Origin of the sequence: Microbacterium sp. NPDC077644 (assembly GCF_040702785.1) — a bacterium.
Lineage (GTDB): Bacteria > Actinomycetota > Actinomycetes > Actinomycetales > Microbacteriaceae > Microbacterium.
This window is the reverse complement of the sequence record NZ_JBFBME010000001.1, coordinates 1,154,795-1,180,878: the sequence shown is the minus strand read 5'-3', so window position 1 is coordinate 1,180,878 and position 26,084 is coordinate 1,154,795. Positions and strand designations below refer to the sequence as shown.

24 protein-coding genes and 1 pseudogene are annotated in these 26,084 nt (G+C 69.5%); 12 read left to right on the top strand and 13 right to left on the bottom strand.

What is annotated here, in order from left to right; all coding sequences use genetic code 11:
• Nucleotides 1-3: 3 nt before the first annotated feature.
• From pgl to tkt, 6 genes are read right to left on the bottom strand one after another with little or no spacing between them, the layout of a single operon-like run.
• Nucleotides 4-783: a 6-phosphogluconolactonase gene (pgl, locus tag AB0269_RS05705; RefSeq protein WP_366210263.1), complete on the bottom strand. Its 780-nt coding sequence runs from the start codon at nucleotides 781-783 to the stop codon at nucleotides 4-6.
• 5 nt (nucleotides 784-788) lie between these two features.
• Complete coding sequence (locus AB0269_RS05700) at nucleotides 789-1,724, bottom strand: glucose-6-phosphate dehydrogenase assembly protein OpcA (protein WP_366210262.1); 936 nt, start codon at nucleotides 1,722-1,724, stop codon at nucleotides 789-791.
• The gene (gene zwf, locus AB0269_RS05695; RefSeq protein WP_366210261.1) at nucleotides 1,721-3,268 is read right to left on the bottom strand and encodes a glucose-6-phosphate dehydrogenase; all 1,548 of its coding nucleotides are present in this window, start codon (nucleotides 3,266-3,268) and stop codon (nucleotides 1,721-1,723) included. The genes AB0269_RS05700 and zwf overlap by 4 nt, the downstream gene beginning before the upstream one ends.
• Nucleotides 3,269-3,294: 26 nt before the next feature.
• On the bottom strand, nucleotides 3,295-4,902 hold the full coding sequence (locus AB0269_RS05690) for a glucose-6-phosphate isomerase (RefSeq protein WP_366210260.1): 1,608 nt from the start codon (nucleotides 4,900-4,902) through the stop codon (nucleotides 3,295-3,297).
• On the bottom strand, nucleotides 4,899-6,011 hold the full coding sequence (gene tal, locus AB0269_RS05685; protein ID WP_366210259.1) for a transaldolase: 1,113 nt from the start codon (nucleotides 6,009-6,011) through the stop codon (nucleotides 4,899-4,901). The genes AB0269_RS05690 and tal overlap by 4 nt, the downstream gene beginning before the upstream one ends.
• Entirely contained in the window at nucleotides 6,008-8,104 is a 2,097-nt protein-coding gene (gene tkt / locus AB0269_RS05680) for a transketolase (protein WP_366210513.1), read from the bottom strand. The genes tal and tkt overlap by 4 nt, the downstream gene beginning before the upstream one ends.
• Nucleotides 8,105-8,332: 228 nt before the next feature.
• On the opposite strand from tkt, the gene AB0269_RS05675 reads away from it, so the two are divergent.
• On the top strand, nucleotides 8,333-9,238 hold the full coding sequence (locus AB0269_RS05675; protein WP_366210258.1) for a heme o synthase: 906 nt from the start codon (nucleotides 8,333-8,335) through the stop codon (nucleotides 9,236-9,238).
• On the opposite strand, the gene AB0269_RS05670 is transcribed toward AB0269_RS05675, so the two are convergent.
• Together AB0269_RS05670 and AB0269_RS05665 are read right to left on the bottom strand one after the other, a co-directional pair.
• Complete coding sequence (locus AB0269_RS05670) at nucleotides 9,184-9,648, bottom strand: hypothetical protein (RefSeq protein WP_366210257.1); 465 nt, start codon at nucleotides 9,646-9,648, stop codon at nucleotides 9,184-9,186. The genes AB0269_RS05675 and AB0269_RS05670 overlap by 55 nt on opposite strands.
• Before the next feature lie 33 nt (nucleotides 9,649-9,681).
• Complete coding sequence (locus tag AB0269_RS05665; RefSeq protein WP_366210256.1) at nucleotides 9,682-10,779, bottom strand: heme A synthase; 1,098 nt, start codon at nucleotides 10,777-10,779, stop codon at nucleotides 9,682-9,684.
• A 231-nt stretch (nucleotides 10,780-11,010) separates the two neighbouring features.
• Between AB0269_RS05665 and sufB the strand changes: the two genes are divergently transcribed.
• Genes sufB through AB0269_RS05630 form a run of 7 tightly spaced genes read left to right on the top strand, consistent with a single transcriptional unit; the run spans nucleotide 11,011 to nucleotide 17,543 of the window.
• The gene (sufB, locus tag AB0269_RS05660; protein ID WP_366210255.1) at nucleotides 11,011-12,429 is read left to right on the top strand and encodes a Fe-S cluster assembly protein SufB; all 1,419 of its coding nucleotides are present in this window, start codon (nucleotides 11,011-11,013) and stop codon (nucleotides 12,427-12,429) included.
• A 2-nt stretch (nucleotides 12,430-12,431) separates the two neighbouring features.
• Nucleotides 12,432-13,586 (top strand): Fe-S cluster assembly protein SufD, encoded by a 1,155-nt coding sequence (gene sufD, locus AB0269_RS05655; protein ID WP_366210254.1) that lies wholly within the window; start codon nucleotides 12,432-12,434, stop codon nucleotides 13,584-13,586.
• Complete coding sequence (locus tag AB0269_RS05650; protein ID WP_366210253.1) at nucleotides 13,583-13,909, top strand: non-heme iron oxygenase ferredoxin subunit; 327 nt, start codon at nucleotides 13,583-13,585, stop codon at nucleotides 13,907-13,909. Before sufD ends, AB0269_RS05650 begins: the two co-directional genes overlap by 4 nt.
• 1 nt (nucleotide 13,910) lies before the next feature.
• Entirely contained in the window at nucleotides 13,911-14,681 is a 771-nt protein-coding gene (gene sufC / locus AB0269_RS05645; protein WP_366210252.1) for a Fe-S cluster assembly ATPase SufC, read from the top strand.
• A 9-nt stretch (nucleotides 14,682-14,690) separates the two neighbouring features.
• Nucleotides 14,691-15,020, top strand: a complete 330-nt coding sequence (locus tag AB0269_RS05640; protein ID WP_175988239.1) for a metal-sulfur cluster assembly factor — start codon at nucleotides 14,691-14,693, stop codon at nucleotides 15,018-15,020.
• 7 nt (nucleotides 15,021-15,027) lie between these two features.
• A complete protein-coding gene (locus AB0269_RS05635; RefSeq protein WP_366210251.1) occupies nucleotides 15,028-16,185 on the top strand; it encodes an aminotransferase class I/II-fold pyridoxal phosphate-dependent enzyme in 1,158 nt (385 codons plus the stop codon).
• Complete coding sequence (locus tag AB0269_RS05630) at nucleotides 16,182-17,543, top strand: MFS transporter (protein ID WP_366210250.1); 1,362 nt, start codon at nucleotides 16,182-16,184, stop codon at nucleotides 17,541-17,543. Before AB0269_RS05635 ends, AB0269_RS05630 begins: the two co-directional genes overlap by 4 nt.
• On the opposite strand, the gene AB0269_RS05625 is transcribed toward AB0269_RS05630, so the two are convergent.
• The 4 genes from AB0269_RS05625 to AB0269_RS05610 all read right to left on the bottom strand — a co-directional run bounded on the left by AB0269_RS05625 (nucleotide 17,447) and on the right by AB0269_RS05610 (nucleotide 21,468).
• Nucleotides 17,447-18,811 (bottom strand): acyltransferase, encoded by a 1,365-nt coding sequence (locus AB0269_RS05625; protein ID WP_366210249.1) that lies wholly within the window; start codon nucleotides 18,809-18,811, stop codon nucleotides 17,447-17,449. The genes AB0269_RS05630 and AB0269_RS05625 overlap by 97 nt on opposite strands.
• Nucleotides 18,812-18,905: 94 nt before the next feature.
• Complete coding sequence (locus AB0269_RS05620) at nucleotides 18,906-19,574, bottom strand: response regulator transcription factor (RefSeq protein WP_366210248.1); 669 nt, start codon at nucleotides 19,572-19,574, stop codon at nucleotides 18,906-18,908.
• Nucleotides 19,571-20,791 carry a histidine kinase gene (locus AB0269_RS05615; protein ID WP_366210247.1) on the bottom strand — a complete coding sequence of 407 codons (1,221 nt, stop codon included), beginning with the start codon at nucleotides 20,789-20,791 and terminating at the stop codon, nucleotides 19,571-19,573. The genes AB0269_RS05620 and AB0269_RS05615 overlap by 4 nt, the downstream gene beginning before the upstream one ends.
• 5 nt (nucleotides 20,792-20,796) lie before the next feature.
• Nucleotides 20,797-21,468: a DedA family protein gene (locus AB0269_RS05610; protein ID WP_366210246.1), complete on the bottom strand. Its 672-nt coding sequence runs from the start codon at nucleotides 21,466-21,468 to the stop codon at nucleotides 20,797-20,799.
• Between the two features lie 162 nt (nucleotides 21,469-21,630).
• Here AB0269_RS05610 and AB0269_RS05605 point away from each other — a divergent pair, with 162 nt between their 5' ends.
• From AB0269_RS05605 to AB0269_RS05595, 3 genes and pseudogenes are all read left to right on the top strand, one after another.
• Nucleotides 21,631-23,229 carry an ABC-F family ATP-binding cassette domain-containing protein gene (locus AB0269_RS05605; RefSeq protein WP_366210245.1) on the top strand — a complete coding sequence of 533 codons (1,599 nt, stop codon included), beginning with the start codon at nucleotides 21,631-21,633 and terminating at the stop codon, nucleotides 23,227-23,229.
• 103 nt (nucleotides 23,230-23,332) lie between these two features.
• Nucleotides 23,333-24,082, top strand: a complete 750-nt coding sequence (locus tag AB0269_RS05600) for a class I SAM-dependent methyltransferase (protein WP_366210244.1) — start codon at nucleotides 23,333-23,335, stop codon at nucleotides 24,080-24,082.
• Nucleotides 24,079-24,503, top strand: a pseudogene (locus AB0269_RS05595) (pyrimidine dimer DNA glycosylase/endonuclease V); the annotation flags it as partial. The gene AB0269_RS05600 and the pseudogene AB0269_RS05595, both read left to right, overlap by 4 nt.
• 99 nt (nucleotides 24,504-24,602) lie before the next feature.
• Here AB0269_RS05595 and map read toward each other — a convergent pair.
• A complete protein-coding gene (map, locus tag AB0269_RS05590; protein WP_366210243.1) occupies nucleotides 24,603-25,385 on the bottom strand; it encodes a type I methionyl aminopeptidase in 783 nt (260 codons plus the stop codon).
• 98 nt (nucleotides 25,386-25,483) lie between these two features.
• Here map and AB0269_RS05585 point away from each other — a divergent pair, with 98 nt between their 5' ends.
• Nucleotides 25,484-25,978, top strand: a complete 495-nt coding sequence (locus AB0269_RS05585) for an MFS transporter permease (protein WP_366210242.1) — start codon at nucleotides 25,484-25,486, stop codon at nucleotides 25,976-25,978.
• Nucleotides 25,979-26,084 lie beyond the last annotated feature (106 nt).

The window sequence follows — 26,084 nt, the reverse complement described above, 5'->3', positions numbered from 1 at the left end:
CGTTCAGTAGGACTGGTCGATGAGGTCCTCCGGGACCTCGGCCGCTGCGGCCTCGTCGACGAAGAACACCGTGCGCTTGCGGCCCTTCGCCCCTGCCACGGGCACGTTAGTGTAGCTCGCGCCGGCCAGCGCCAGCCCGAGCGCCGAAGCCTTGTCGGCCCCCGTCAGCACCAGCCACACGCGCTTGGACGCGTTAAGAACGGGGCGGGTGAGGGTGACGCGCTCGGCGGGCGGCTTGGGGGAGTCGCGGACGGGGAGCGCCGCGGCATCCGTCGCCGTCACCTCCGCGCGGTCGGGGAACAGCGAGGCGATGTGACCGTCCGCACCGACTCCGAGGAAGCACACGGCGAACGACGGCCACGCCTCGCCCTCGCCGCCGAAGCGGGCGAGATCGGCCGCGTACGCCGTCGCAGCCTCGTCGAGCGTGAGCCCGCTGTCGGATGCGGCGACCTCATGCACGTTCTCGGCGGGCACCTCGATGTGATCGAGCAGTGCCCGGCGGGACTGCACGGCGTTGCGGTCATCGTCGTCGTGCGCGACGAACCGCTCGTCGCCCCACCAGAAGTGCACCAGCGACCAGTCGATCTGCGGGGTCTTCGGGTGCTCGGCGACAGCCTGCAGCACGGCCGCGCCCGTGGTGCCGCCGCTGAGCGCGACGTGGGCGATCCTGCCGTTGCGCGTGCGCGCCTTCACCCGTGTGAGGAAACGATCGGCGACCCGCGCGACGACGGCTGCCGAGGTCTGCTCGATGACGACGACCTTGTCGGCGGACGATGCTTCCATGCGCCTTACGCTACCGTCTCGGGCGGCCCGAGCTGCTCCCAACCCTCGGTGATGACCCGGCCGTAGAGCACGTCGGGGTCGAGACGCCGCAGCTCCTCGGCCAGGCACTCCCGCAGCGTGCGCCGGGGAAGCACGAGGTCGTGGTCGGGCTGATCCGGCTGCGTGAGCACGGCGACACCGGGCACAGGACGCTCGAGGAGGATGTCTCCGGCGGCACGCGTCAATCGCACCGACTTGATGCCGTCCGACCAGGCGGACGGCGACTCGTACACCCAGTGCACGGGGACCTCGAGCGCGAGCTTCAGCCAGGCCGCGAGCAGCGCGGTCGACGGGGAGTCCGCGGCGCCGCGCACCTCGACCGCCGTGACGGACTCGAACGGCGGCTGGTCCAGTACGGCGGCCAGCTGCTCTCGCCAGTGCGTGAGCCGCGTCCATGCGAGATCCGTGTCGCCGGGTGCGTGCGTCCGGCCGCGCAGGGCCAGCCGGTCGCGGACATCGGGCGTCGTCGCGGCATCCGTGATGCGACGCTGGGCGATGCGCCCCAGCGGCGACGAAGCGGGGTCGGACGGCGCCTCATCGGGCCACCAGGCGACCACGGGGGCGTCGGGCAGGAGAAGCCCGGTGATCAGGCTCTCCTCGTTGCTCGCGGCATCCCCATAGGCCTGGAGGACGACGACCTCGCTCGCGCCCGCGTCCCCGCCGATGCGGATCTGCGCGTCGAGGTGCGCCTCGCCCTCGCCGGTGGTGAGCACGATCACGCGCATCGGATGCTCGCGCGAGGCGTCGTTGGCTGCGTCGATCGCCGCCTCGGCGACGCCGTTGCGCGCCGAGATGACGAGGGTGAGCACGCGGCCGAGGGCGACGGCGCCGCCCTCTTCGCGCACCTTGACGAGCTGCTTGGCGACCTGGCTGACGGTCGTGTCGGGAAGGTCGATGATCACGGTCGTCTCCAGACTCGTCCGTCGCGGGCAAGGAGGGCGTCGGCGGATGCCGGGCCCCAGGAGCCGGGGGCGTACTGCTCGAGCGGCCCGCCCTGCGCGGCCCAGTACTTCTCCACGGGGTCGAGGATCTTCCAGCTCAGCTCCACTTCCTCATGTCGGGGGAACAGCGGCGGGTCGCCGAGCAGAACATCGAGGATCAGCCGCTCGTACGCCTCGGGGCTCGCCTCGGTGAAGGCGTGGCCGTACCCGAAGTCCATCGTCACATCGCGGACATTGGTGCCGGTGCCGGGGACCTTCGACCCGAAACGGATCGTCACGCCCTCGTCGGGCTGGACACGGATCACCAGAGCGTTCTGGCCCAGCTCCGCGGCGTTCCCGCGGCCGAACAGGTGCTCGGGCGCCCGGTTGAACACCACTGCGATCTCGGTGACGCGCCGGCCAAGGCGCTTGCCGCTGCGCAGGTAGAACGGCACGCCGGCCCAGCGGCGGTTGGCGATCTCGAGCTTGATCGCGGCGTACGTCTCGGTGATGGACTCGGGGTTCATCCCGTCCTCTTCGAGGAAGCCGTCCACCTCCTGGCCGCCCTGCCAGCCGCCTGCGTACTGTCCGCGAGCCGTCGCGGTCGACAGGTCCTCGGGCAGCGTGACGGCGGCGAGCACCTTCTCCTTCTCGGCGCGCAGGTTCTCGGCGGAGAGGCTGATGGGCTCCTCCATCGCGGTGAGCGCGAGCAGCTGGAGCAGGTGGTTCTGGATGACGTCGCGCGCGGCGCCGATGCCGTCGTAGTAGCCGGCGCGGCCGCCGACGCCGATGTCCTCGGCCATCGTGATCTGCACGTGGTCGACGTAGTTGCGGTTCCAGATCGGCTCGTACAGCGCGTTGGCGAAGCGCAGCGCGAGGATGTTCTGAACCGTCTCCTTGCCGAGGTAGTGGTCGATGCGGAAGATCGAGTCCGCCGGGAACGCGACTTCGAGCGCTTCGTTCAGGGCCCTGGCCGACTCGAGATCATGACCGAACGGCTTCTCGATGACGACGCGGCGCCACTGGTCGTCGCCGCGATCCTCGCCGACGAGCCCCGATTCCTTCAGCTGCTTCGCGACGAGCGGGAACGCCTTCGGCGGGATCGACAGGTAGTACGCGTGATTGCCCATCGTGCCGCGTTCGACATCGAGCTTCTCGACGGTCTCGCGGAGCTTCGCGAACGACTCGGGATTGTCGAACTCGCCCGAGACGAAGCGGATGCCCTGGAGCAGCTGCTTCCAGGTGTCCTCGCGGAACTCGGTGCGCGCGTGCTCCTTGACGGCCTCGTAGACGACCTGGGCGAAGTCCTGGTCCTCCCAGTCGCGTCGGGCGAAGCCGACCAGCGCGAAGCCGGGGGGCAGGAGCCCCCGGTTCGCGAGGTCGTACACGGCCGGCATGAGCTTCTTGCGGGACAGGTCGCCGGTCACACCGAAGATCACCAGCGCGCTGGGCCCTGCGATTCGGTTGAGACGGCGGTCATCGGGATCGCGCAGCGGGTTGTGGCCGCGTGAGACGGGAACGGTCATCGGCGGGGGATGCTCCTGGTCGTGGATTACTTCTGGGCGGCTTCGAACAGCGCCAGCACGTCTGCCGAGTCGTCCGTGATGGTCAGCGACACGACCGGGCGGCCGTGCTCTGCGAGCACGCCGGCATCGCCGGCGGCCTGTGCCTGGATGAGCTGCCCGAACGTGAACGGACGCTCGGGGATCTCGAGGTCGACATCGGTGCGCTCCAGGATCTGCAGGTACACGCCCTGAGCCGGCCCGCCCTTGTGGTACTGGCCGGTCGAGTGCAGGAAGCGCGGGCCCCATCCGAACGTGGTCGGGCGGCCGGAGTCGGCCGCGACCAGTTCGCGCAGGCCCTGCAGCTGCGGCAGCTCGAGACGGTTGACGTACGCCTGGATCGAGACGTACCCGTCCTCGGGAAGGCGCGCCCACAGGGCGTCCATGACGGCCTCGATGTTCCCGGACTCCGCCAGCGCCGGATCCGAGACGCGCACCTCGATGCCGTCCTGCACGAACGCGGGCTCGGTCGGCTCGGGACGCGCGTCCAGAAGGCCGCGTGCGGCGACCTTCGCCGACTCGACGTCGGGCTGGTCGAACGGGTTGATGCCGAGCAGGTAGCCGGCGATCGCGGTGGCGTACTCCCAGACGATGAAGTTGGCGCCCAGCGAGCCGCTCACGAGGATCTCGCCCTCGTGGCGTTCGCGCAGGTGGAACTCGTTCGCGTCGTCGACGAGCCGCACGATCTGCAGGTCTGCCGGGACGTCGTCGAGCTCGGGGGAGACCGGCAGGAGGACCACGGGAAGGATGCCCGTGCCGTCCTTGCCCGTCGACTCGGCGATGAGCTGCTCGATCCAGTCCGGCAGGCCCACGATGTGCGTGCCGTCGGTGACGAGCCCGAGCTTGTCGCGACGCGGGTCCGTTGCTGCGATCGCCGCACCGAGGCGCAGCGCCGGGTTGTCGGCCTGATCGACGGCGACCTGCAGCAGCGTGGCCTCGGCCTCGTCGAGGAGTTCGGCGATGTCGACGCCGGCGAGGCCGGACGGGACGAGTCCGAACGCCGTGAGCGCCGAGTAGCGGCCGCCGACGTTCGGGTCGGCGTTGAAGACGCGGTAGCCGGCCTCGCGCGCGGACGCATCGAGCGGGGAGCCGGGGTCGGTGACGACGACGATGCGCTCGACCGGGTCGACGCCGATGTCGCGGAACGCGGCCTCGAACGTGCGGCGCTGCGAGTCAGTCTCGACGGTCGAGCCGGACTTCGACGACACGACGAGCACGGTGGCGGCGAGGTCGTCGTCGAGGGCGGCCAGCACCTGGCCGGGGGCGGTCGAGTCGAGGATCGTCAACGGCACGCCGGCCGTCTGGGCGATGACCTCCGGCGCGAGCGAGGATCCGCCCATTCCGGCCAGAACGACCTGGCTCACGCCCTTACCGCGCAGGTCGTCGCGCAGCGCGAGGATCTCGTCGACGAGCGGACGCGAGACCGAGACGGCCTCGATCCAGCCGAGCCGTTTGGCGGCCTCTTCTTCGGCCGCAGGACCCCACAGGGTGGAGTCGAACGCCGTGATGCGCGACGCGATGAGATCGCTGACCAGCTGCGGGACGACCGCGTCGATCGCGGCCTTCGCGGCGCCGGATGCGTGGATCGAGAAGGTCATCGCTGGGCCTCGAGACCGCCTGCGACCTGGGTGAGCAGGTCGTGCCAGGAGTCGATGAACTTCGCGACGCCCTCGTCCTCGAGCACCTGGGTGACGTCGGCGAAGTCGACGCCGACCTTCTCGAGCCCGGCGAACACCTCGCGGGCCTCGTCGTAGCCGCCGGTGATCGTGTCGCCGGTGACGACGCCGTGGTCGAACGTGGCTTCGAGCGTCTTCTCGGGCATTGTGTTCACGACGCCCTGGGCGACGAGCTCGGTCACGTAGAGGGTGTCGGGGAGGGCCGGGTCCTTGACACCGGTCGACGCCCACAGCGGGCGCTGCAGATTCGCGCCGGCGTCCAGCAGAGCCTTGGCGCGGTCGCCCGCGAACGTCTTCTCGAAGAGCTCGTAGGCGAGTCGGGCGTTGGCGAGCCCGGCCTTGCTCTTGAGCGCGAGCGCCTCGTCGGTGCCGATCGCGGCGAGACGCTTGTCGGTCTCGGTGTCGACGCGGGAGACGAAGAACGAGGCGACGGACTGGATCGTCGACAGGTCGATGCCGGCCGCCTTCGCGGTCTCGAGGCCCGTGAGGTAGGCGTCGATGACCTCGGCGTAGCGTTCGAGGCTGAAGATCAGCGTGACATTGACGCTGATCCCGGCGCCGATGGCCTGCGCGATCGCGGGGAGCCCGGCCTTGGTGGCGGGGATCTTCACGAGGAGGTTCGGGCGGTCGATCTTCGCCCACAGCTCCTTCGCCTGCGCGACGGTGCCCTCGGTGTCGTGCGCGAGGTCGGGGGAGACCTCGATCGAGACGCGGCCGTCGACGTGCCCTGATGCCTCCCACACGGGTCGGAAGACGTCGAGCGCTGCGGCGACGTCCTGCGTGGTGGCCGCGAACACGGCCTCCTCGGCGCTGGCGCCGGATGCTGCGAGCTCGGTGACCTGAGCGTCGTAGGAGGTGTCGTTCTTGTCGGTGATCGCGTTCGCGAAGATCGTCGGGTTCGTGGTGACGCCGGTCACGTTGCGCGACTCGATCAGTTCAGCGAGGTTGCCGGAGTTGATGCGAGTGCGGGAGAGGTCGTCGAGCCAGATGCTGACGCCGGCGTCGTGAAGCTCAGAGGTGGGGGTGCTCATGCGTTCTCCTTGATGGTCTCGCGGGCCGCCTCGACGACGGCTTCGGCGGTGATGCCGAACTTCTGGAACAGGGTCTTGTAGTCGGCCGAGGCGCCGAAGTGGTCGATCGCGACCGAGCGTCCCTTGTCGCCGACGATGCCGCGCCAGGTCAGGGCGGAGCCCGCCTCGACCGAGACGCGCGCCTTCACGGCGGCCGGCAGCACCGATTCGCGGTACGCGGCATCCTGCTCGTCGAACCACTCCAGCGACGGAGCGGAGACGACGCGGGCGTTCACGCCCTCTGCCGCGAGGGTCTCGCGGGCGGCGACGGCGAGCTGGACCTCGGAGCCGGTGGCGATGAGGATGACGTCCGGGGTGCCGTTCGGGGCCTCCGCGAGCACGTAGGCGCCCTTGGTGGCGTTCTCTGCAGAGGCGAACACCTCACCGGATGCCGTGCCGTCGCCGCGCTCGAACACGGGGATGTTCTGACGGGTCAGCGCGATTCCGGCCGGTCCGGCGTGGCGGCGGAGCAGCTCGAGCCAGACGACCGAGGTCTCGTTCGCGTCCGCGGGCCGCACGACGGTGAAGTTCGGGATCGCGCGGAGCGTGGCGAGCTGCTCGATCGGCTGGTGGGTCGGGCCGTCCTCACCGAGGGCGACGGAGTCGTGCGTCCAGACGAAGATGCTCGGGATGTTCATGAGAGCTGCCAGGCGCACAGCGGGGCGCATGTAGTCGCTGAAGATGAGGAACGTGCCGCCGAACGCGCGGGTCGGGCCGTGCAGCACGATGCCGTTGACGATCGCGCCCATCGCGTGCTCGCGGATGCCGAAGTGCAGCACCCGGCCGTACGGGTTGCCCGACCACTCGTGGGTCGACCACTCGGACGGGATGAACGAGGGCGCGTCCTTGATCGTGGTGAGGTTCGACTCGGCGAGGTCGGCCGATCCGCCCCACAGTTCGGGGAGCTCGGCGGCGAGGGCGTTGATGACCTGACCGGAGGCCGCGCGCGTCGAGACGTCTTTGCCGGCCTCGAAGGCGGGGAGGGCGCCCTGGATGCCGTCGGGCAGCGCGTGCGCCTCGAGACGGTCCAGCAGCGCCTTGCGCTCGGGGTTCGCCGCGGCCCACGCATCGAACGACTTCTGCCATTCGGATCGCTCCGCCGCGGCGCGGTCGGCGAGCGCACGGGTGTGCTCGATGATGTCGTCGGCGACGACGAAGCTCTGCTCCGGGTCGAAGCCGAGCACCTTCTTGGTCGCGGCGAGCTCATCGGCGCCGAGGGCGGAGCCGTGGATCTTGCCGGTGTTCTGCTTGCCGGGCGAGGGCCAGCCGATGATCGTCTTCAGGATGATCAGCGATGGCTTGGACGTCTCGCCCTTCGCGGTCTCGAGAGCCGCGTGCAGCTCTGCGACGTCCTCGACGTACTCGCCGGTCTTCTTCCAGTCGACCGTCTGCACCTGCCAGCCGTACGCCTCGTAGCGCTTCGCGACGTCCTCGGTGAATGCGACGTTCGTGTCGTCCTCGATCGAGATCTGGTTCGAGTCGTAGATCGCGATCAGATTGCCCAGCTGCTGGTGCCCGGCGAGCGAGCCCGCCTCGCTCGTGACGCCCTCCTGCAGGTCGCCGTCACCGGCGATCACGTAGACGAAGTGGTCGAACGGGCTGGTGCCCGCCGCCGCCTCCGGGTCGAACAGGCCGCGCTCGTACCGGGCGGCATAGGCGAAGCCGACCGCGGAGGCCAGGCCCTGACCCAGGGGGCCGGTCGTGATCTCGACGCCCTTGGTGTGGCCGTACTCGGGGTGGCCGGGAGTGAGCGAACCCCACGTGCGCAGTGCCTTCAGATCGTCGAGCTCGAGACCGAAGCCGCCCAGGTACAGCTGCACGTACTGCGTCAGCGAGGAGTGGCCCGCCGACAGGATGAAGCGGTCGCGGCCCACCCAGTCGACGTCGCTCGGGTCGTGACGCAGCACCCGCTGGTACAGCAGATACGCGGCCGGAGCCAGGCTCATCGCGGTTCCGGGGTGACCGTTGCCGACCTTCTCGACGGCATCCGCCGCCAGAACCCGCGCGGTGTCCACCGCGCGTCGATCGATCTCGGCCCACTGCAGTTCGGTCACGGTCATGCCCTTTCCAACGACGTACGAGGGCGCCCGATTCCCTGGCGCATCCGCATCGTCACGGACAGGTGCACAGCGCCGGGCGCGCGAGTGTTTTCAGCTTAGACCCGCGTCGGTCCCAGGGCGACGACATTTCATTCCGTTGCCGCGCGATCTCAGCGAGCGCCCCTGCACTAGACTGGTGGGGTAGTCGGAGTGTGCGCGGAGGAGGCGATCGATATCTCTACGATGTCGCAGACGACGGCGGTGAAGCGGACGATCGGCAGCACGATCAAGGCGTACGTCTCTCTGACGAAGCCCCGCGTGATGGAGCTCCTCCTCGTCTCCACCGTTCCGGTGATGTTCCTGGCGCAGGGCGGCATGCCCGACCTCTGGCTCGTCTTCGCGACCGTGATCGGCGGCGCGATGAGCGCCGGCTCCGCCGCGTCGTTCAACATGTACATCGACCGCGACATGGACGCGCAGATGCACCGCACCGAGAACCGGCCGCTGGTCACGGGGGAGATCACACCCCGCGCAGCGCTGATCTTCTCCTGGGTCCTCGCCGTCGCATCCACCGTCTGGCTGTGGCTCACCACCAACTGGCTGACGACGACGCTCTCGGTCGCCGCGATCTTCTTCTACGTCGTCATCTACACGCTGATCCTCAAGCGCCGCACCGAGCAGAACATCATCTGGGGCGGGATCGCCGGCTGCTTCCCCGTCGTGATCGGATGGTCGGCCGTCACAGAGGATCTGGCGTGGCCCGCGATCGTCCTCTTTGCTCTCGTCTTCCTGTGGACGCCCGCGCACTACTGGCCGCTGTCGATGAAGTACCGCGACGACTACTCGGGTGCGGATGTGCCGATGCTGGGTGTCACGCGCAACGCGTCGCAAGTGGGCCTGCAGGTAATCCTCTACGCATGGGCGACGGTCGCCTGCTCGCTGCTGCTGATCCCCGTCGCCGGCATGGGGCTGGTGTACACGGCATCCGCGCTGGTGTTCGGCGGCTGGTTCGTCTACGAGTCGCACCGCCTGTACGACCAGGCGGTGCGAGGCTCGAATCCGCGCCCGATGCGCGTGTTCCATGCGTCTATCAGCTACTTGACGCTGATCTTCCTCGCGGTCGCGATCGATCCGCTGCTTCCGTTCTGATCCTCTGATCCGTCCTCGGTCGCAGGCTCGGTGTCCATCGGTGCCTCGTCGGCTTCCGGCGCGGGCTCCGAGGCGTCGTCGGAGGCCGGACCCTCGTCATCCGCCGTCCAGTCGATCGGCTCGACGACGACGGGGGCGGCCGGGATCAGGCTCTTCGCTGCGGCGAGCACGAGTGCGAGCAGCACGCCGAGGACGCCGGCGCCGAGGATCGCCGCACCGGCCGTGATCCATGCCTGGCCGACATAGACCTCGACGTTCGTCGCGGTGCCGTCGAGCAGCGTCGTCTGCATGGTCGTCGCGTTGTCCCACACGAGCCAGCCGCCGACGGCCGCCGATGCGAGCGAGAGGACGATCAGCAGCCAGTACGGGATGCTTCGGGTCAGTGACTTGTTGAACATGCGTGCCAGCATCCACACTCTTCTGATGCGCGCACGATGTGCGGGCTATGCGTGGGCTGGGCGCTTCAACCGGAGCACGACGACGGTGTACGCCGCGGCGGACAGCGCGGCGAGCACCATGTGGATGCCGACGAGGATCTCCGGCAGTCCTTCGCGGGCCTGCCAGACGCCGACGGCGATCTGCACGGCGATCGCGATCGCCAGCACGAGCAACCAGCGTCGGGGCTCGAGGCGCAGCATCCACGCGGAGAGCGTCAGAGCGGCGACGAGCGCGGCGAGGATGTACCCCGGCCACGAATGCACGTGAGCGAGCACGGTGGCGTCGAATCCGTCGCGGATGACGTTCGCGTCGCCCGAGTGCGGCCCGGAGCCGGTCGTGAGGACTCCGAAGAAGATGGTCGCGGCCAGCGCCAGGCCGGTGACGTGGGAGAGGATCGCGAACCAGCGGGGCACTGCGCGAACGCGGGGCCCTGCCGAGTCGTACAGGCGCACGAGATAGGCGGCGGTGACGCACACGAGCAGCAGCGAGGAGGCGTAGTGGAAGCCGACGATGAACGCATTCAGGTCGGTGATGACGGCCAGGCCTCCGACGACGGCCTGCGCCATGACGCCCGCCAGGACGATCCAGGCGAGCACGACGAGATCGCGTCGGCGCTGGGTGCGTCGCACCGAGTCGGCAGTCGCCACGAGGACGGCCACGAGGAGGGCGCCGGAGAGGAACCCGAACGCCGGCAGGCCGAACGGATCGGTGATGAAGTACGCGGCGAGCCCCGCTGCGATGCCGCCGACGGCGAACCAGACCGCACGCATGACGAGCGCCCGGCCGCCCACGGCCGCGAGCGTGAGGAGCAGCACGGCGAGGGCGAGGAGGCCCACGACGCCGGTCATGGTGCGATTGCCGAACTCGATGATGCCGTGGACGCCCTGCACCTCGTAGATCGGCACGAGCGACTCCGGGGTGCACAGCGGCCACTCCGAGCATCCGAGTCCCGAACCGGTCAGACGCACAGCACCGCCCGTGCCGATGATGATGACCTCGGCGAGGAACGACAGCCACGCGAGCACGCGCAGCGGCCTGCCGAACATCGGCTGCAGCCGATCCGATCGCGTCGATGAGGCACGGGGTGCGATGGTGTCGGGCATGCGTCCTCCGGCTCGCGCCTGAGTACGCGGGCGCGGCCCGGTTGTCAGGGGGAACCTGTAGAATCGGATTGTGGTGATGTGCGCGCTGAGCGCGAAGCGCATCACTGACAGTTTAGGCGCGAAGAATGCGTCCGTGATGAGGCCCACCAGCGGCAGCGAACCCCACTCCCATCAGTGAGGTCCCGCATGCCGGGGCGGATGACACCGTTGAGGCCCAGCAAGGAGAGTGTGATGTCGGATGTGCTGATCGACCGCCCAGAGCTCGAAGGTCTGGGGGTGTACGAATTCGGCTGGCACGATGAGGACGCCGCAGGAGCCGTCGCCAAGCGCGGCCTCTCCGAGGATGTCGTCCGCGGCATCTCCGCGCTCAAGGACGAACCCGAATGGATGCTGAAGACCCGTCTGAAGGGCCTGCAGCTGTTCGGCCGCAAGCCGATGCCGACCTGGGGCGCAGACCTCAGCGAGATCGACTTCGACAACATCAAGTACTTCGTGCGCTCCACCGAGAAGCAGGCACAGTCCTGGGAGGAGCTCCCGGTCGAGATCCGGGAGACCTACGAGAAGCTCGGCATCCCCGAGGCCGAGCGCCAGCGCCTGGTCGCCGGTGTCGCCGCGCAGTACGAGTCCGAGGTCGTCTACCACCAGATCCGCGAGGACCTGGAGGAGCAGGGCGTCATCTTCATGGACACCGACACGGCGCTGCGCGAGCACCCCGAGTTCTTCGAGGAGTACTTCGGCACGGTCATCCCCGCCGGAGACAACAAGTTCGCCGCCCTCAACACGGCCGTCTGGTCGGGCGGATCGTTCGTGTACGTGCCCAAGGGCGTGCACGTCGAGATCCCGCTGCAGGCGTACTTCCGCATCAACACCGAGAACATGGGTCAGTTCGAGCGGACGCTGATCATCGCCGATGAGGACAGCTACGTCCACTACATCGAGGGCTGCACCGCCCCGATCTACAAGTCCGACTCGCTGCACTCGGCCGTGGTCGAGATCATCGTGAAGAAGAACGCCCGCGTGCGCTACACGACGATCCAGAACTGGTCGAACAACGTCTACAACCTCGTCACCAAGCGCGCCGTCGCCCACGAGGGCGCGACCATGGAATGGGTCGACGGCAACATCGGCTCCAAGGTGACGATGAAGTACCCGTCGATCTACCTGATGGGCGAGCACGCCAAGGGCGAGACGCTCTCGGTCGCCTTCGCCGGCCCCGGTCAGCACCAGGACGCCGGCGCGAAGATGGTGCACATGGCGCCGTACACGCAGTCGTCGATCGTCTCCAAGTCGATCGCGCGCGGCGGTGGACGCGCCGGGTACCGCGGCGAGGTCCGCGTCGACCCCTCGGCGCACCACTCCGCGAACTCCGTCGTCTGCGACGCGCTGCTCGTCGACACCCAGTCGCGCTCGGACACCTACCCGTCGATCGACATCCGGGTCGACGACGTCCAGCTCGGCCACGAGGCCACGGTCTCGAAGGTCAGCGAGGAGCAGCTGTTCTACCTGATGTCGCGCGGGCTCGAGGAGACCGAGGCGATGGCGATGATCGTGCGCGGCTTCATCGAGCCGATCGCACGCGAGCTGCCGATGGAGTACGCGATGGAGCTGAACAAGCTCATCGAGATGGGCATGGAAGGATCGGTCGGCTGAGCATGACGACTGCATACACCGAGGTCGAGCCTGCCTTCGTGCCGGTCCAGACCCGTTCTGAGCGGCCGCGTTCGTTCGACCCCGACGATTTCGGCGCCCCGAACGGTCGCGAGGTCAACTGGAAGCACACGCCCGTCGCGCAGCTCGAGCGGCTGTTCGCACCTGCCGGCGAGAACGACGGCGTCGTCTACGACGTCGAGAGCGGCGAGCAGTTCATCGCCGCGCCCCTCGCAGCAGGTGACGCGCCGCGCGGCGAGATCTTCGTCCCGGAGGACGTCGTGGCCGCGGCCGCATGGCAGGGAACCGACGGCGCCATGCACGTGCGCATCCCTCGCGATGAGGAGGTCGCAGAGCCCGTCCTCGTCACGATCACCGGGCAGGGCGCAGGCAAGCGCGCCGACGCTCACATCGTGATCGAGGCGCTCGAGAACAGTTCGGCCACCGTCGTCCTGCGCCACCGGGGCTCCGCCCAGTACGCGCAGAACGTCGAGATCATCGCACGCGCCGGCTCCCGCCTCACCGTCATCACGGTCCAGCGCTGGGACGACGACGCCGTCCACGCGGCCTCCCACCAGGCGCGCGTCGACAAGGACGCCTTCCTGAAGCACTTCGTCATCAGCTTCGGCGGCGGCGTCGTGCGCGTGAACCCGAACGTCGAGCTCGCAGGCACCGGCTCCGAGGGCCGCCTGTACGGCCTGTCGTACGCCGACGCCGGTCAGCACCTGGAGAGCCAGGTGTACCTGCACCACAAGGGCGCCCACACGACCGGAGACGTCCTCTACAAGGGCGCTCTCCAGGGCGACGGCGCACGCAGCGTGTGGATCGGCGACGTCCTGATCGGACCGGATGCCACGGGCACCGACTCGTACGAGGCCAACCGCAACCTGGTGCTGACCGAGGGCGCGCGCGCCGACTCGATCCCGAACCTCGAGATCCAGACCGGTGACATCCAGGGCGCCGGTCACGCCAGCGCCACCGGTCGCTTCGACGACGAGCAGCTGTTCTACCTGCAGGCCCGCGGCATCGCCGAAGAAGAGGCGCGTCGACTGGTCGTGCTCGGCTTCCTCAGCGACATCGTGCAGCGCCTCGGCATCCCGGCCATCGAGGAGGAGCTGATGGCCGCGATCGAGACGGAGCTCGCGGCGGTGAACGCGTGAGCGCCCAGCGCGCGTGCGGCGTGAGCGACCTCGAGCAGGACACCCCGCTGCGCGTCGAGCTCGACGGCGTGCCGATGGCGCTCGTCCTCGACTCCGACGGTGAGATCCACGCCATCGGAGACACCTGCACCCACGGCGACATCTCGCTGTCCGAGGGCTTCGTCGAGGGCAAGACGCTGGAGTGCTGGGCTCACGGCTCCGCCTTCTCGCTGTGCACCGGCAAGCCCCTCAACCTCCCCGCTTTCGAGCCCGTCCCGGTCTACGTCGTCGAGATCGACGGCGACGACGTGCTCATCGACCCGAACGTCACGAAGGAAGTCTGAAATGTCTGTTCTCGAGATCCGCGACCTGCATGTCTCCGTCGAGACCGAGGCGGGGACGACCCCGATCCTCAACGGCATCGACCTCACCATGAAGACCGGTGAGACCCACGCGATCATGGGCCCGAACGGCTCGGGCAAGTCGACGCTGGCCTACACGATCGCAGGTCACCCGAAGTACACCGTCACGGGCGGCACCATCACGTTCGACGGCGAGGACGTGCTCGAGATGTCCGTCGACGAGCGTGCACGCGCGGGGCTCTTCCTCGCGATGCAGTACCCGGTGGAGATCCCCGGCGTCACCGTGACGAACTTCCTGCGCACAGCCAAGACGGCACTCGACGGCGAGGCTCCCTCGATCCGCTCCTGGACCAAGGACGTCAAGACCGCCATGTCGAACCTGCGCATGGACCCGAAGTTCGCGCAGCGCAACGTCAACGAGGGCTTCTCGGGCGGCGAGAAGAAGCGCCACGAGATCCTGCAGCTCGAGGTGCTCAAGCCCCAGTTCGCGATCCTCGACGAGACCGATTCCGGTCTCGACGTCGACGCGCTGAAGATCGTCTCCGAGGGTGTCAACCGCGCCAAGGAGGCCACGGGTCTGGGCGTGCTGCTCATCACGCACTACACCCGCATCCTGCGCTACATCCGCCCCGACCACGTGCACGTCGTCGTCGCGGGCAAGATCGTCGAGGAGGGCGGGCCCGAGCTCGCCGACCGCCTCGAGGAAGAGGGCTACGACCGCTTCCTCGACCCCTCGGCTCCCATCGAGGCGTAGGCTGATCGCATGACCGCGACTCTTGCCCCGGAGAAGTACGACGAGGTCACCGAAGCTCTCAAGGACGTCATGGACCCCGAGCTCGGGATCAACGTCGTCGACCTCGGCCTCATCTACGACCTGGCCTGGGACGACGAGAACGACGCGCTCGTGATCCACATGACGCTCACGAGCGCCGGATGCCCGCTGACCGACGTGCTCGAGGAGCAGACGGCGCAGGCACTGGACTCGGTCGTCGACCGCTTCCGCATCAACTGGGTGTGGATGCCGCCGTGGGGTCCCGAGCGGATCACCGACGACGGGCGCGACATGATGCGCGCGCTCGGCTTCGCCATCTGACACGGCCGTGAAGGTCAGGGCGCTTCCGCTCGAGCAGCTCCGCGAGCGGACGAGTGAGAAGTGGCGGGAGTATCCCCCCGACGTGCTGCCGTTGTTCGTCGCCGAGACCGACTTCCCGCTCGCCCCGACGATCACGGAGGCGCTCGAGCGCGCGGTGCGCACCGGCGACACCGGGTACGTCGCATCGCGCACCCCGCTCGCCGAGGCGTTCACGGGATTCGCTGAGCGCCGGTACGGCTGGTCGCCCGACCCCGCGCGGATGCGGTCGACCGCCGACGTCAGCATGGGCGTCGTCGAGATCCTGCGCCGGGTGACGAGCCCGGGCGACCGCGTCATCGTCACCACGCCCGTGTACCCGCCGTTCTTCGACCTCGTCGAGGAGGTCGGGGCCGTGGTCGAGCGGGTGCCGCTGCGCGACACGGGCGACGGCTGGGAACTCGACCTCGACGGCATCCGCGCCGCGTTCGAGGCCGGGGCGCGCGCCCTGCTGCTGTGCAACCCGCACAATCCGACCGGCACGGTGCACTCCGCCGCATCCCTCGACGCTCTCGCCGAGATCGCGCTCGCACACGGCGCGGCCGTCGTCTCCGACGAGATCCACGCACCGCTCGTTCAGCCCGGAACGGCCTTCACTCCGTTCCTGAACGTCTCCGACGCCGCCCGCGCGATCGGCTACGCCGTCGTCAGCGCGAGCAAGGCGTTCAACCTCGCGGGCCTCAAGTGCGCGCTGATGGTGACGGCATCCGACGAGACCGCGCGTCTGGTTCGCGGCCTGCCCGTCGAGGTGGAGTGGCGCACCGGCCAGTTCGGGATGCTCGCGGCCACCGCCGCCTTCGCCGAGCAGAGCGACGCCTGGCTGGACGGACTGCTCGCGACACTCGACGACAACCGGCGTCTGCTGGGCGATCTCCTCGCCGCGCATCTGCCTGCGGCGCGCTACCGGATGCCGGATGCCGGCTATCTCGCCTGGATCGACCTCACCGATCTCGGCTGGGGGACCAACCCGTCCAAGCGCATTCTGCGCGAGGCGAAAGTCGCGCTGCACTTCGGACCGGCGTTCGGGGCCGAAGGTGCAGGCCACGTCCGGCTGAACTTCGGGACGAGTCCTGAGATCGTCACCGAGGCGATCACGCGCATCGCAGCGCTGGACGAGCCGGGCGCATGAGCGTCGCGACCACCCCGTCGATCTGGGATCGCGAGCGCATCTGGGTCACGGTCGGGGCCGTCGCGCTGATCTTCCTCGCCGCGATCGAGTCCCTCGCGGTCACGACAGTCATGCCGGTGGTCAGCGACGCGCTGGACGGCGAGGCGCTCTACGCCGTGGCCTTCGCCGGCACGCTCGCGACGAGCGTCATCGGGATGGTGGCGTGCGGGGCGTGGTCGGATGCCAGGGGTCCGCGCGGTCCGCTCTACGCCGCGGTGTCGCTGTTCATCGTGGGCCTGCTGATCTCGGGCTTCGCCGTGACGATGGAGCAGTTCCTCGCAGGCCGTCTCGTGCAAGGACTCGGCGCCGGCGGCGAGACCGTCGCGCTGTACGTGGTCGTCGCCCGCCTGTACCCGCCGAATCTGCACGGCCGGATCTTTGCGGCCTTCGCCGCCGCCTGGGTGGTCCCGGCGATGATCGGGCCGTTCCTCGCCGGCGCCGTGGCCGAGTTCCTCGACTGGCGGTGGGCGTTCCTCGGCGTCGCGGTGCTCACCGCGATCGCCTTCGCCATGATCGCCGTGCGCCTGCGCGCCCTCGACCTCGGTGGCGGCGGCCCGGCCGCCGCCACCGGTCTCGGTCGACGGCTGCTGCTGGCGACAGCCGTTGCGGTCGGCGCCGTCGTCGTCGGTTTCTCGGCGGATGCCCCACCGGCGACAGGATGGCCGATCGCCCTCGTCGCGGTGCTCGTCATCGGGTTCGCGATCGTGCCGCTGCTGCCCAGGGGAAGCCTGCGCGCCGCCCGCGGTCTGCCCAGCGTCATCCTCATGCGCGGCCTCGTCGCCGGAGCGTTCTTCGCTGCCGAGGCCTACATCCCGTACCTGCTCATGGAGGAGTTCGACTTCAGTCCGACCTGGGCCGGCATCGCGCTGATGCTCGCAGCCTTCGCGTGGGCCGGCGGATCCGCGGCGCAGGGCAGGTACGGCGAGGCGCTCGGGAATCGCCGGATCGCGGCCATCAGCCTCGGGCTCCTCCTCGTGGCGATCATCAGCGTCCTCATCACCGCCCTCACCGCCGCATCCCCGCTCATCGTGGTGATCGGCTGGGGTTTCGCCGGGGGCGGGATGGGGCTGCTGTATCCGAGGCTCACCGTGCTCACACTCGCGTACTCGGAACCGGGCCGGGCGGGGTTCAACTCGTCCGCGCTGTCGATCTCGGACTCCACCGGGTCGGCTGTGTCCGTGGCGCTGGCCGGGCTGGGCGTTGCGACCCTCGGCGGCGGTGCTCAGACGTTCCCCGTCGTGTTCGCGTTCTCGATCGCCCTGATCCTGTTGGCGTCGATCCCTGCGCTCCGCATCGGCCACGGCGCCGAACGCGGGTGATCGGGAGTCTCCCCGGCGAGCCTGAGGGCGAGGAGCATCATCGCGACGGCCAGTGCCGCCGTCGCAGGGGAGGCGCCGACGACCAGGAGCAGGGCGACGGCCACCACACCCAGCGCAGACGCCGAGACCAGCCGTCTGATCGAGGTCGTCGCCGGCGGGGCGGTGCGCGCTTCGACGCCCGCGAGCGCCGCGGCCACCAGGGCGGTGAGCCCGAAGGCCGTGGCGAGCCAGAGGGGCCGTGTGATCCACCATTCGGGGCTGCTCGGTGCCGGGAGCGCGAACCCGGAGGCGATCGCGAACACCGCACAGGCACCCGCCATGGCCAGCAGCACGGGCATGTGCCACAGGTAGATCGTCATCGCCCGAGGGGTGATGAACGCGCGCAGCGCGGCGCCGAACCGGTTCTCGCTCCAGGAGGTCAGCCGCCGGCTCATGAGCGAGACGAGCATCGTGTGCGCGACGCCCACGAGCAGCAGCGCGGTCGTGGGCGGGTTGATGTTCGCGATCAGGTCGGGGGAGTGGATGCCGAGGACGAAGCTCAGCACGAGCGCTCCCGCGGCGACGAGCCCGACCACCGCGCGGGTGCGCCGGGTGAGCGCCGCGATGCGGCCGTCGGCGAGGAAGAATCCGACCTGCTGCAGCGCGAGCCAGATCACGGCGAGGTTCAGGATGCCGACGGCGTCCGCGCCGGTCGCGATGCGCACGGCATCCACGACGACCGCCCCGAGCACCAGGAGCGCGAGGGCGGCCCAGGGCGCTCGCTCGTGAGCTGCGACCATGATCGGCAGCAGCACCTGGCAGAGCAGGAAGACCCCGAGGAACCACAGCGGCTGCCCGAACCGGTAGCCGGCGATGCCCACAAGCTCGCCGGCCACCCCGCTCGCCAGGAGCGCCAGCAGCACGATCGCGACGACCCCGATCGTGCACACCGCCGGCAGCAGCAGGCGATGGATGCGGGATGCCACGAAGCCCGCCGCCGAGCCGCCGCGCTGCCGCGCCCGCCGGTAGGCCGTGAATCCGGCGAAGCCGCCGATCACGAAGAACAGCGGCATGACCTGCAGGACCCAGCTCAGCGTCGTGATCCACCAGGAGCCGTCGCTGGCGTTGGCGAACAGCGGACCGGCATCCGTCACGGTCACACCGACCATGAGCGCGTGCAGCGTCACGACGCCGACCACGCACCATGCGCGTACGAGGTCGATACCGGTGTTCCTGGCGGGACGGCCGTGCTGCCGGGTGCCGGCGGGGCGCGGGAGCGCGATGGTCATGAGTCCTCCTCGGTGGGTGTTCGAGGAGGTTATGGATGCGGTGGTCGCGCGCACATCACCCCGTGGTGCCGACGCGACCCCTACCCGGGTAGCGTCAGGCGGGCTCGACGAGGCCTGTGTCGTACGCGAAGATGACCGCCTGCACCCGGTCGCGGGCGCCGATCTTCGCGAGCACCTTGCCCACGTGCGTCTTGACGGTCTGCTCGGCGATGAACAGCGCCGTGGCGATCTCGCCGTTCGATCGGCCCTGACCGATCAGCACGAGGACTTCGCGTTCGCGATCGGTGAGACCGGAGAGCAGATGGGCGGATGCCGTCGTCCTCGGCTTCTGCGCCGCGAACTGCGCGATCATCCTCCGGGTCACGCTCGGCGACAACAGGGCGTCACCGGCCGCGATCACGCGCACGGCGTGGACGAGCTCCTCCGGGAGCGCGTCCTTCAGCAGGAAGCCGCTGGCGCCGGCCTGGAGCGCGTCGTACACGTAGTCGTCGATGTCGAACGTCGTGAGCATGAGGATGCGCGGCACCTTGGCCGCAGGATACGAGGGGCCGAGGATGCGCCTCGTGGCCTCGATGCCGTCCAGCTGCGGCATGCGGACGTCCATGAGGATCACGTCGGGATCGACCCTGGCCGCCAGCGACACGGCCTCGAGCCCGTCGACGGCCTGACCGGTCACCGTGATCCCGTCGTGCGCGTCCAGCAGCGCGGCGAATCCGGCCCGCACCATCGCCTGGTCATCGGCGATGAGCACTTCGATGGTCATGAGGATCCTTCCGCGGCCGACGCCGGATGCCGCGGGACGATCGCTTCCACGAGCCACGCTCCGTCCGTCGTCGGTCCTGCCGACACCGTCCCGCCCAGCAGGGCCGCCCGCTCGTTCATGCCGCGCAGTCCGTGTCCGCCTGTCGTGCGGGTCGTTCCGTCATGGTCGTTGCGGACCCGCAGGTGCACGTCCGAGGCATCCGCGGTCAACGATACCGAGATCGCCGAGCCCGGGGCGTGACGCACGGCGTTGCTCAGCGCTTCCTGCGTGATCCGGTACACGGCCAGCTGCGTCGCCGTCGAGACCTCGTCGCTGACCGCCTGGCTCAGCGACACCGCAGCTCCTGCGCGCCGGGTGGTCTCCACCAGCGCGGGGACATCGTCGATCCCGCGCTGCGGGGCGAGTTCGGCGGCGTGGTCCTCGGTGCGCAGCACGCCCAGGATCCGCCGCATCTCGGTCAGGGCCCCGCGGGCGGACGCTGCGATGTCGTCGAATTCTGCCGCCGCCTCTTCCGGCAGCTCCGTGACCCGGTACCGTGCGGTGGACGCCTGGACCTGGATCAGCGACATGCTGTGGGCGACCACGTCGTGGAGTTCGCGTGCGATGCGCGTGCGCTCCTCGACGAGCTCGCGGCGGGCCTGCTCCTGGGCGGTGTGCGCGCGTTCGCGCGTGAGCTCGTCCCCCAGGCGCAGACGCCCGGCGAAGAGGACCGCCACGAGGTAGATCCCGCCCACGACCGAGGTCGTGACGATGAGCGAGTTCCCGCTCGGCACCGACGGGAGCATGACGGCAGCGGTGACGCCCGCCGCGCTGCCGATGGCGAACTGGATGAGTCCGGAGCGCCACCCCTGCCGGATCGTGATCGCCGCGACCTGGACCGCGAAGGCGATCAGCATCGGCACCGACCACGGCCACGGTGCTCCCGCGACGGCGTCGCGCGAGATCATCAGCGGGATGAGGACGACCGAACCCGTGAAGAGGATGATCGACACGTTCGGATAGCGGACGCCGATGGCGGGGGAGCCGACCGCGGCGACGGCCAGCGCCATCGTCACGGCGACGGGTGCGCCGTAGGCCGCCGCATGCAGCGGCACGAGCACGCAGTACAGGACGACGGCGATCGCGGCGAGGATCACGACCATGACCCGCGTGCGGTCGGTCAGCCACAGCCGCAGTCGTCCCGGCGGCCGCGGCTCACGCGCCTTCTTGATCCGCATGGGTGTCATCCTGCCACCTCCACGGATGCGTGCCCGGCGACCTCGCTCTCGTCGTGCGGGGTCGCATCGTGGGCGGCGCGGGTTCGCCTGCGGCGACGGAAGGCGGTCGCACGATCGATCACGAGCCCGATGACGAGGGCCGCGGCGATGCCGATCACGGCGCTCAGCAGCGGCTGGTCCTCGAACCACTGGCCGGCGAGCAGACCGATCCCGGCGCTGTAGGCGGCCCACGTTATCGCGGCGAGCACGCTCAGCGGCAGGAAGCGCCGCCAGGGATAGCCGAGGGCGCCGGCGGTCATGTTCACCGCCACGCGGCCGACCGGGATGTAGCGCGCGCCGAGGATCAGAGGTGCGCCGCTGCGGGTCAGGGCTCGCCGTGCCATGTCGAAGGCGGCGGCGACACGCGGACGCCGCATCCACGAGAAGCGCGTCGTGCCGACCGAACGTCCGATGGCATACGCGATGTTGTCGCCGATCAGGGCGCCCAGGGCCGCAACGGCGCACAGGAGGAGGATGTCGGTGCCGCCGGTCGATGCCGCGACCGCCGCCGCGGCGACGAGCACCGTCTCGCTCGGGATCGGCGGGAAGAAGCCGTCGATCACGGCGGTCGCGAACATGACGAGGTACAGCCACGGGGATGCCACGGCCTGCATGATGAGCTCGTTGATGATGTCCACGGGGAGAACCTACGTATCGGGCGGATGCGGGCGCATCACCCTGAGGTATCGACCGCGTCATACTTCAGAGGGGTCTTCGGTGCGCCGTCGGTCCCGGCGGGTCGACCTATACTGGGAGGCTGGCCGTTCGGCCGCATCCCCCTGAAGAAACGGACTTCCGCTGTGCTTGCCGTGCAGGACCTCGAGATTCGCGTGGGCGCGCGCCTCCTCATGGAGAACGTGTCGTTCCGCGTCGCCGACGGCGACAAGATCGGCCTCGTCGGGCGCAACGGCGCGGGCAAGACCACCCTGACCAAGGTGCTCGCGGGAGACGTCCTGCCCTCGGGAGGCAAGGTCACACGCTCCGGAGAGCTGGGCTATCTGCCGCAGGATCCGCGGTCCGGCGATCCCGAGATGCTCGCCAGGACCCGCATCCTCGACGCGCGCGGGCTCGGTTCGATCCAGCTCGGCATGGCCAAGGCCGCCGAGGACATGGCATCCGACGACGCGGCGGTGGCCGAGAAGGCGATGCGGAAGTTCGCGAACTTCACCGAGCGGTTCGAGGCGCTCGGCGGCTACGCGGCCGAGGCCGAGGCGGCATCCATCGCCAACAACCTCTCGTTGCCCGACCGCATCCTCGACCAGCCGCTCAAGACCCTCTCGGGTGGTCAGCGCCGGCGCATCGAGCTGGCGCGCATCCTGTTCTCGGACGCGCAGACCATGATCCTCGACGAGCCGACCAACCACCTCGACGCCGACAGCGTCGTGTGGCTGCGCGAGTTCCTCAAGGGATACAAGGGCGGACTCATCGTCATCAGCCACGACGTCGAGCTCGTCGGCGAGACCGTGAACCGGGTGTTCTACCTCGACGCGAACCGTCAGCTCATCGACACGTACAACATGAACTGGAAGAACTACCTGCGTCAGCGCGTCGCCGACGAGGAGCGCCGCAAGAAGGAGCGCGCGAACGCCGAGAAGAAGGCGACGCAGCTGCAGATGCAGGCGGCGCGGTTCGGCGCGAAGGCGTCCAAGGCGGCAGCGGCGCACCAGATGGTCGCGCGCGCCGAGAAGCTGCTGTCGGGTCTCGAGGAGGTCCGCGAGGCCGACCGCGTCGCCAAGCTCCGGTTCCCGAAGCCGGCCGCGTGCGGCAAGACGCCGCTCATGGCATCCGGCCTTTCGAAGTCGTACGGATCGCTGGAGATCTTCACGGATGTGGACCTGGCGATCGACCGCGGCTCCAAGGTCGTCGTGCTGGGCCTCAACGGTGCCGGCAAGACGACGCTGCTGCGCATGCTTGCGGGCGTCGACCAGCCCGACACCGGTCAGCTCGAGCCGGGGCACGGACTCAAGGTCGGCTACTACGCGCAGGAGCACGAGAACCTCGACGTGAACCGCTCGGTGCTCGAGAACATGGTCTCGGCAGCGCCCCACATCACCGAGACCGAGGCGCGCAAGGTCCTGGGGTCGTTCCTGTTCACCGGCGACGACGTGCTCAAGCCCGCAGGCGTCCTCTCCGGCGGTGAGAAGACCCGCCTGTCGCTGGCGACGCTCGTGGTGTCGTCGGCGAACCTGCTGCTGCTCGACGAGCCGACGAACAACCTCGATCCCGCGTCCCGTGAGGAGATCCTCGGCGCGCTCGCGCACTACGAGGGCGCCGTGGTGCTCGTCTCGCACGACCCGGGTGCCGTGCAGTCGCTGAACCCCGAGCGCGTGCTCATCCTGCCCGACGGCGTCGAGGACATCTGGAGCCAGGAGTACCAGGAGCTCATCGAGCTCGCGTAGCGCGCAGGCGCCCACCCCGAAACAGGCCTTGCCCTCTGAAACATGGTGTGGCACCGCCTGTTTCGTCGCGTAGGACCTGTCTCGGGCGGGGTAGCGTCGGAGTATGGCGGATCATCAGCAACTCGCGAAGTCGTTCGAGGGCATCGGCGAGGACTACGACCGCTACCGGCCGGGGTTCCCCGTCGCCGCGGCGGACGCGATCCTGCCGGACCGGGTGGATGCCGTCCTCGACCTCGGCGCCGGGACGGGCAAGTTCACCGAGCTGCTGGTCGGTCGTGCCGACCGCGTGATCGCGGTCGAGCCGTCGGTCGCGATGCTCGACGTGCTGCGGGCGAAGCTGCCGACCGTCGAAGCGCTGGAGGGCGGTGCGGAGCAGATCCCTCTGCCCGGCGGATCGATGGATGCCGTCGCCGTCGCGCAGGCGTTCCACTGGTTCGATCGGGATGCCGCGTGCGCCCAGATCCGGCGGGTGCTCGTGCCGGGCGGGACGCTCGGCCTGCTGTGGAACCACTCCGACCCGGAATGCTCCTGGGACCGCGCGTGCCATCGCGTCGCGCACCCCGCCGTGAGCGACTCCGCGGACGCGACGACGGAGTCCGCCGCCGACGAGCTCCCCGGGTTCGTCTTCGACCACCGCGCCGAGCTCGGCTGGTCCGAACGGATAACGCGGGAGGACTACATCCGGCGGTGGTTGACGGTCAGCAGCTTCCTCACTGCAGATGACGACACCCGCGCCGGCATGGTCGCGGAACTCGACAGCATCCTCGACGCCGATCCGGCGACGGCTGGTCGTGACGACTTCACGCTGCCGATGGTGACCGATGTGTTCGTCTATCGCGCGGACGCCGCATGAGGATATGGTCGGTCCATCCGCGTCACCTCGACCGTCAGGCGCTCATCGCCTGCTGGCGGGAGACGCTGCTGGCGCAGAAGGTGCTCGCCGGCGAGACCCGCGGATACACGCGTCATCCGCAGCTGGAGCGGTTCCAGGCGCAGGCAGACCCCGTCGCATCCGTCGGCGTGTACCTCGAGGGTCTCGCCCACGAGGCCGACGCCCGTGGCTACGGTTCGACCGCACCCGCATCCCCGTGACGGGCGCCGAGGTTCGGCGGATCGACGTCACGGACGGCCAGCTCGCGCTCGAATGGGCGCATCTGCGCGCCAAGCTGGCGGCGCGGAGTCCCGAGGTCCTCGCCCGGTGGCAGAACCTGGCCGCGCCGGACCCGCACCCGCTGTTCCGGGTCGTCCCCGGCCCGGTGGCGAGCTGGGAGCGCGCGATTCCCCCGAAACAGGCCCTGCCCGCTGAAACAGGCCGTGCCGGGGCCTGTCTCGGGCGGCACGTCCTGTTTCGCGGAGGTAAGGAGGGAGGCGAACTACTTGACGCCGAGGAAGCTGCGGTCGGTCAGGACGATCGGGCCGTCCGCGGTGATCGCCACGGTGTGCTCGGAGTGCGCGCCCCGCGAGCCGTCGGCGCTGCGCAGAGTCCAGCCGTCCTCGTCGGTGCGCAGCTCGTCGGTGGTCGCCAGGAACCAGGGCTCGAGCGCCAGCACGAGGCCGTCGCGCAGCGGGAAGCCGCGGCCGGCCCGCCCGTCGTTGGCGACGTGCGGGTCCCCGTGCATCGTGCGGCCGACGCCGTGGCCGCCGAAATCGGTGTTGATCGAGTAGCCCTCGCCGTGCGCGATCGCAGCCACTGCGGCCGAGATGTCGCCGATGCGGTTCCCGACGGTGGCCGCGGCGATCGCGGCATCCAGCGCCCGCTCGGTCGTGTCGATGAGGCGCAGGTCCTCATCGCGAGCGGTTCCGACGACGAACGAGACGGCGGAGTCCGCGACCCAGCCGTCGACGGCGACCGCGAAGTCGAGCGACACGAGGTCGCCGTCGCGCAGGGTGTAGTCGTGGGGGAGTCCGTGCAGCACGGCGTCGTTGATCGACGTGCAGATGACCTTGCCGAACGGGCCGTTGCCGAACGAGGGGGCGTAATCGATGTAGCAGGACTCGGCGCCGGCCTTGCGGATCAGATCGTGCGCCTTGCGGTCGATCGTGAGCAGATTCGTGCCGACCTTCGTCTCGTCGCGCAGCGTCGCCAGGGTCTCGGCGACGAAACGTCCCGCAGCTCGCATCTCGTCGATCTCGGCCGGGGTGCGCAGTTCGATCATGGTGTTCCTCTCGTCCCTCCCATTCTCCCCGAGATCGCCGAGGAGCGCTCACAGCGAACATCCCGCCTGCGCGGAGCGGGCGCGCCTACCATCGGAGTATGTGGTTGCGACGAGCCTTCTACCGCTGGATGTTCCCGGCCGTCGTCGTGCTGCCGCTGTGGCTGCTCGTCGGCTGGGGCATCTTCAATGCGGGCGGCTGGGCATTCCTGTGGGTCCTGTTCATCGCCATCCCCTCGGTCTTCGTCGGGCAGCTCGCACTCACGCTGCTGCAGCGCGCGCGGCCCTCGGCCCGCGAGACCGGAGCCGCGTCCTGGTGGGACGTGCTCGGCTTCGGCGTGTGGCACGCGCTGACGATCGCGATCGGATGCTACCCGCAGACATGGTTCCCGCTGCTGCTGACGGCGGCGATCGTCGTCGGCCTCGGGCTGTTCTGGCTGGTGCTGCGGCAGCTGTGGAGCGAGGCGGGCACCGCGGGCGTCGGCATCCGCTTCCCCTCTTCGGTCACTCCGGATGCGCAGCCGGATGCCCCGCGCCGCGCGCCGGCCGACGGCGACGTGTTCGTCATCCAGGAGAAGCCCGCCTCCGAGCGCTGACGTGTTTTGGCCGGCAGCCGGATCCATGGCAGAATGGTTCCTTGTGCCGTGACCGGCTCTGCCTCAGGGGAGCCCGCGTTCGCATCATGCGCCGTTCGGCACATAC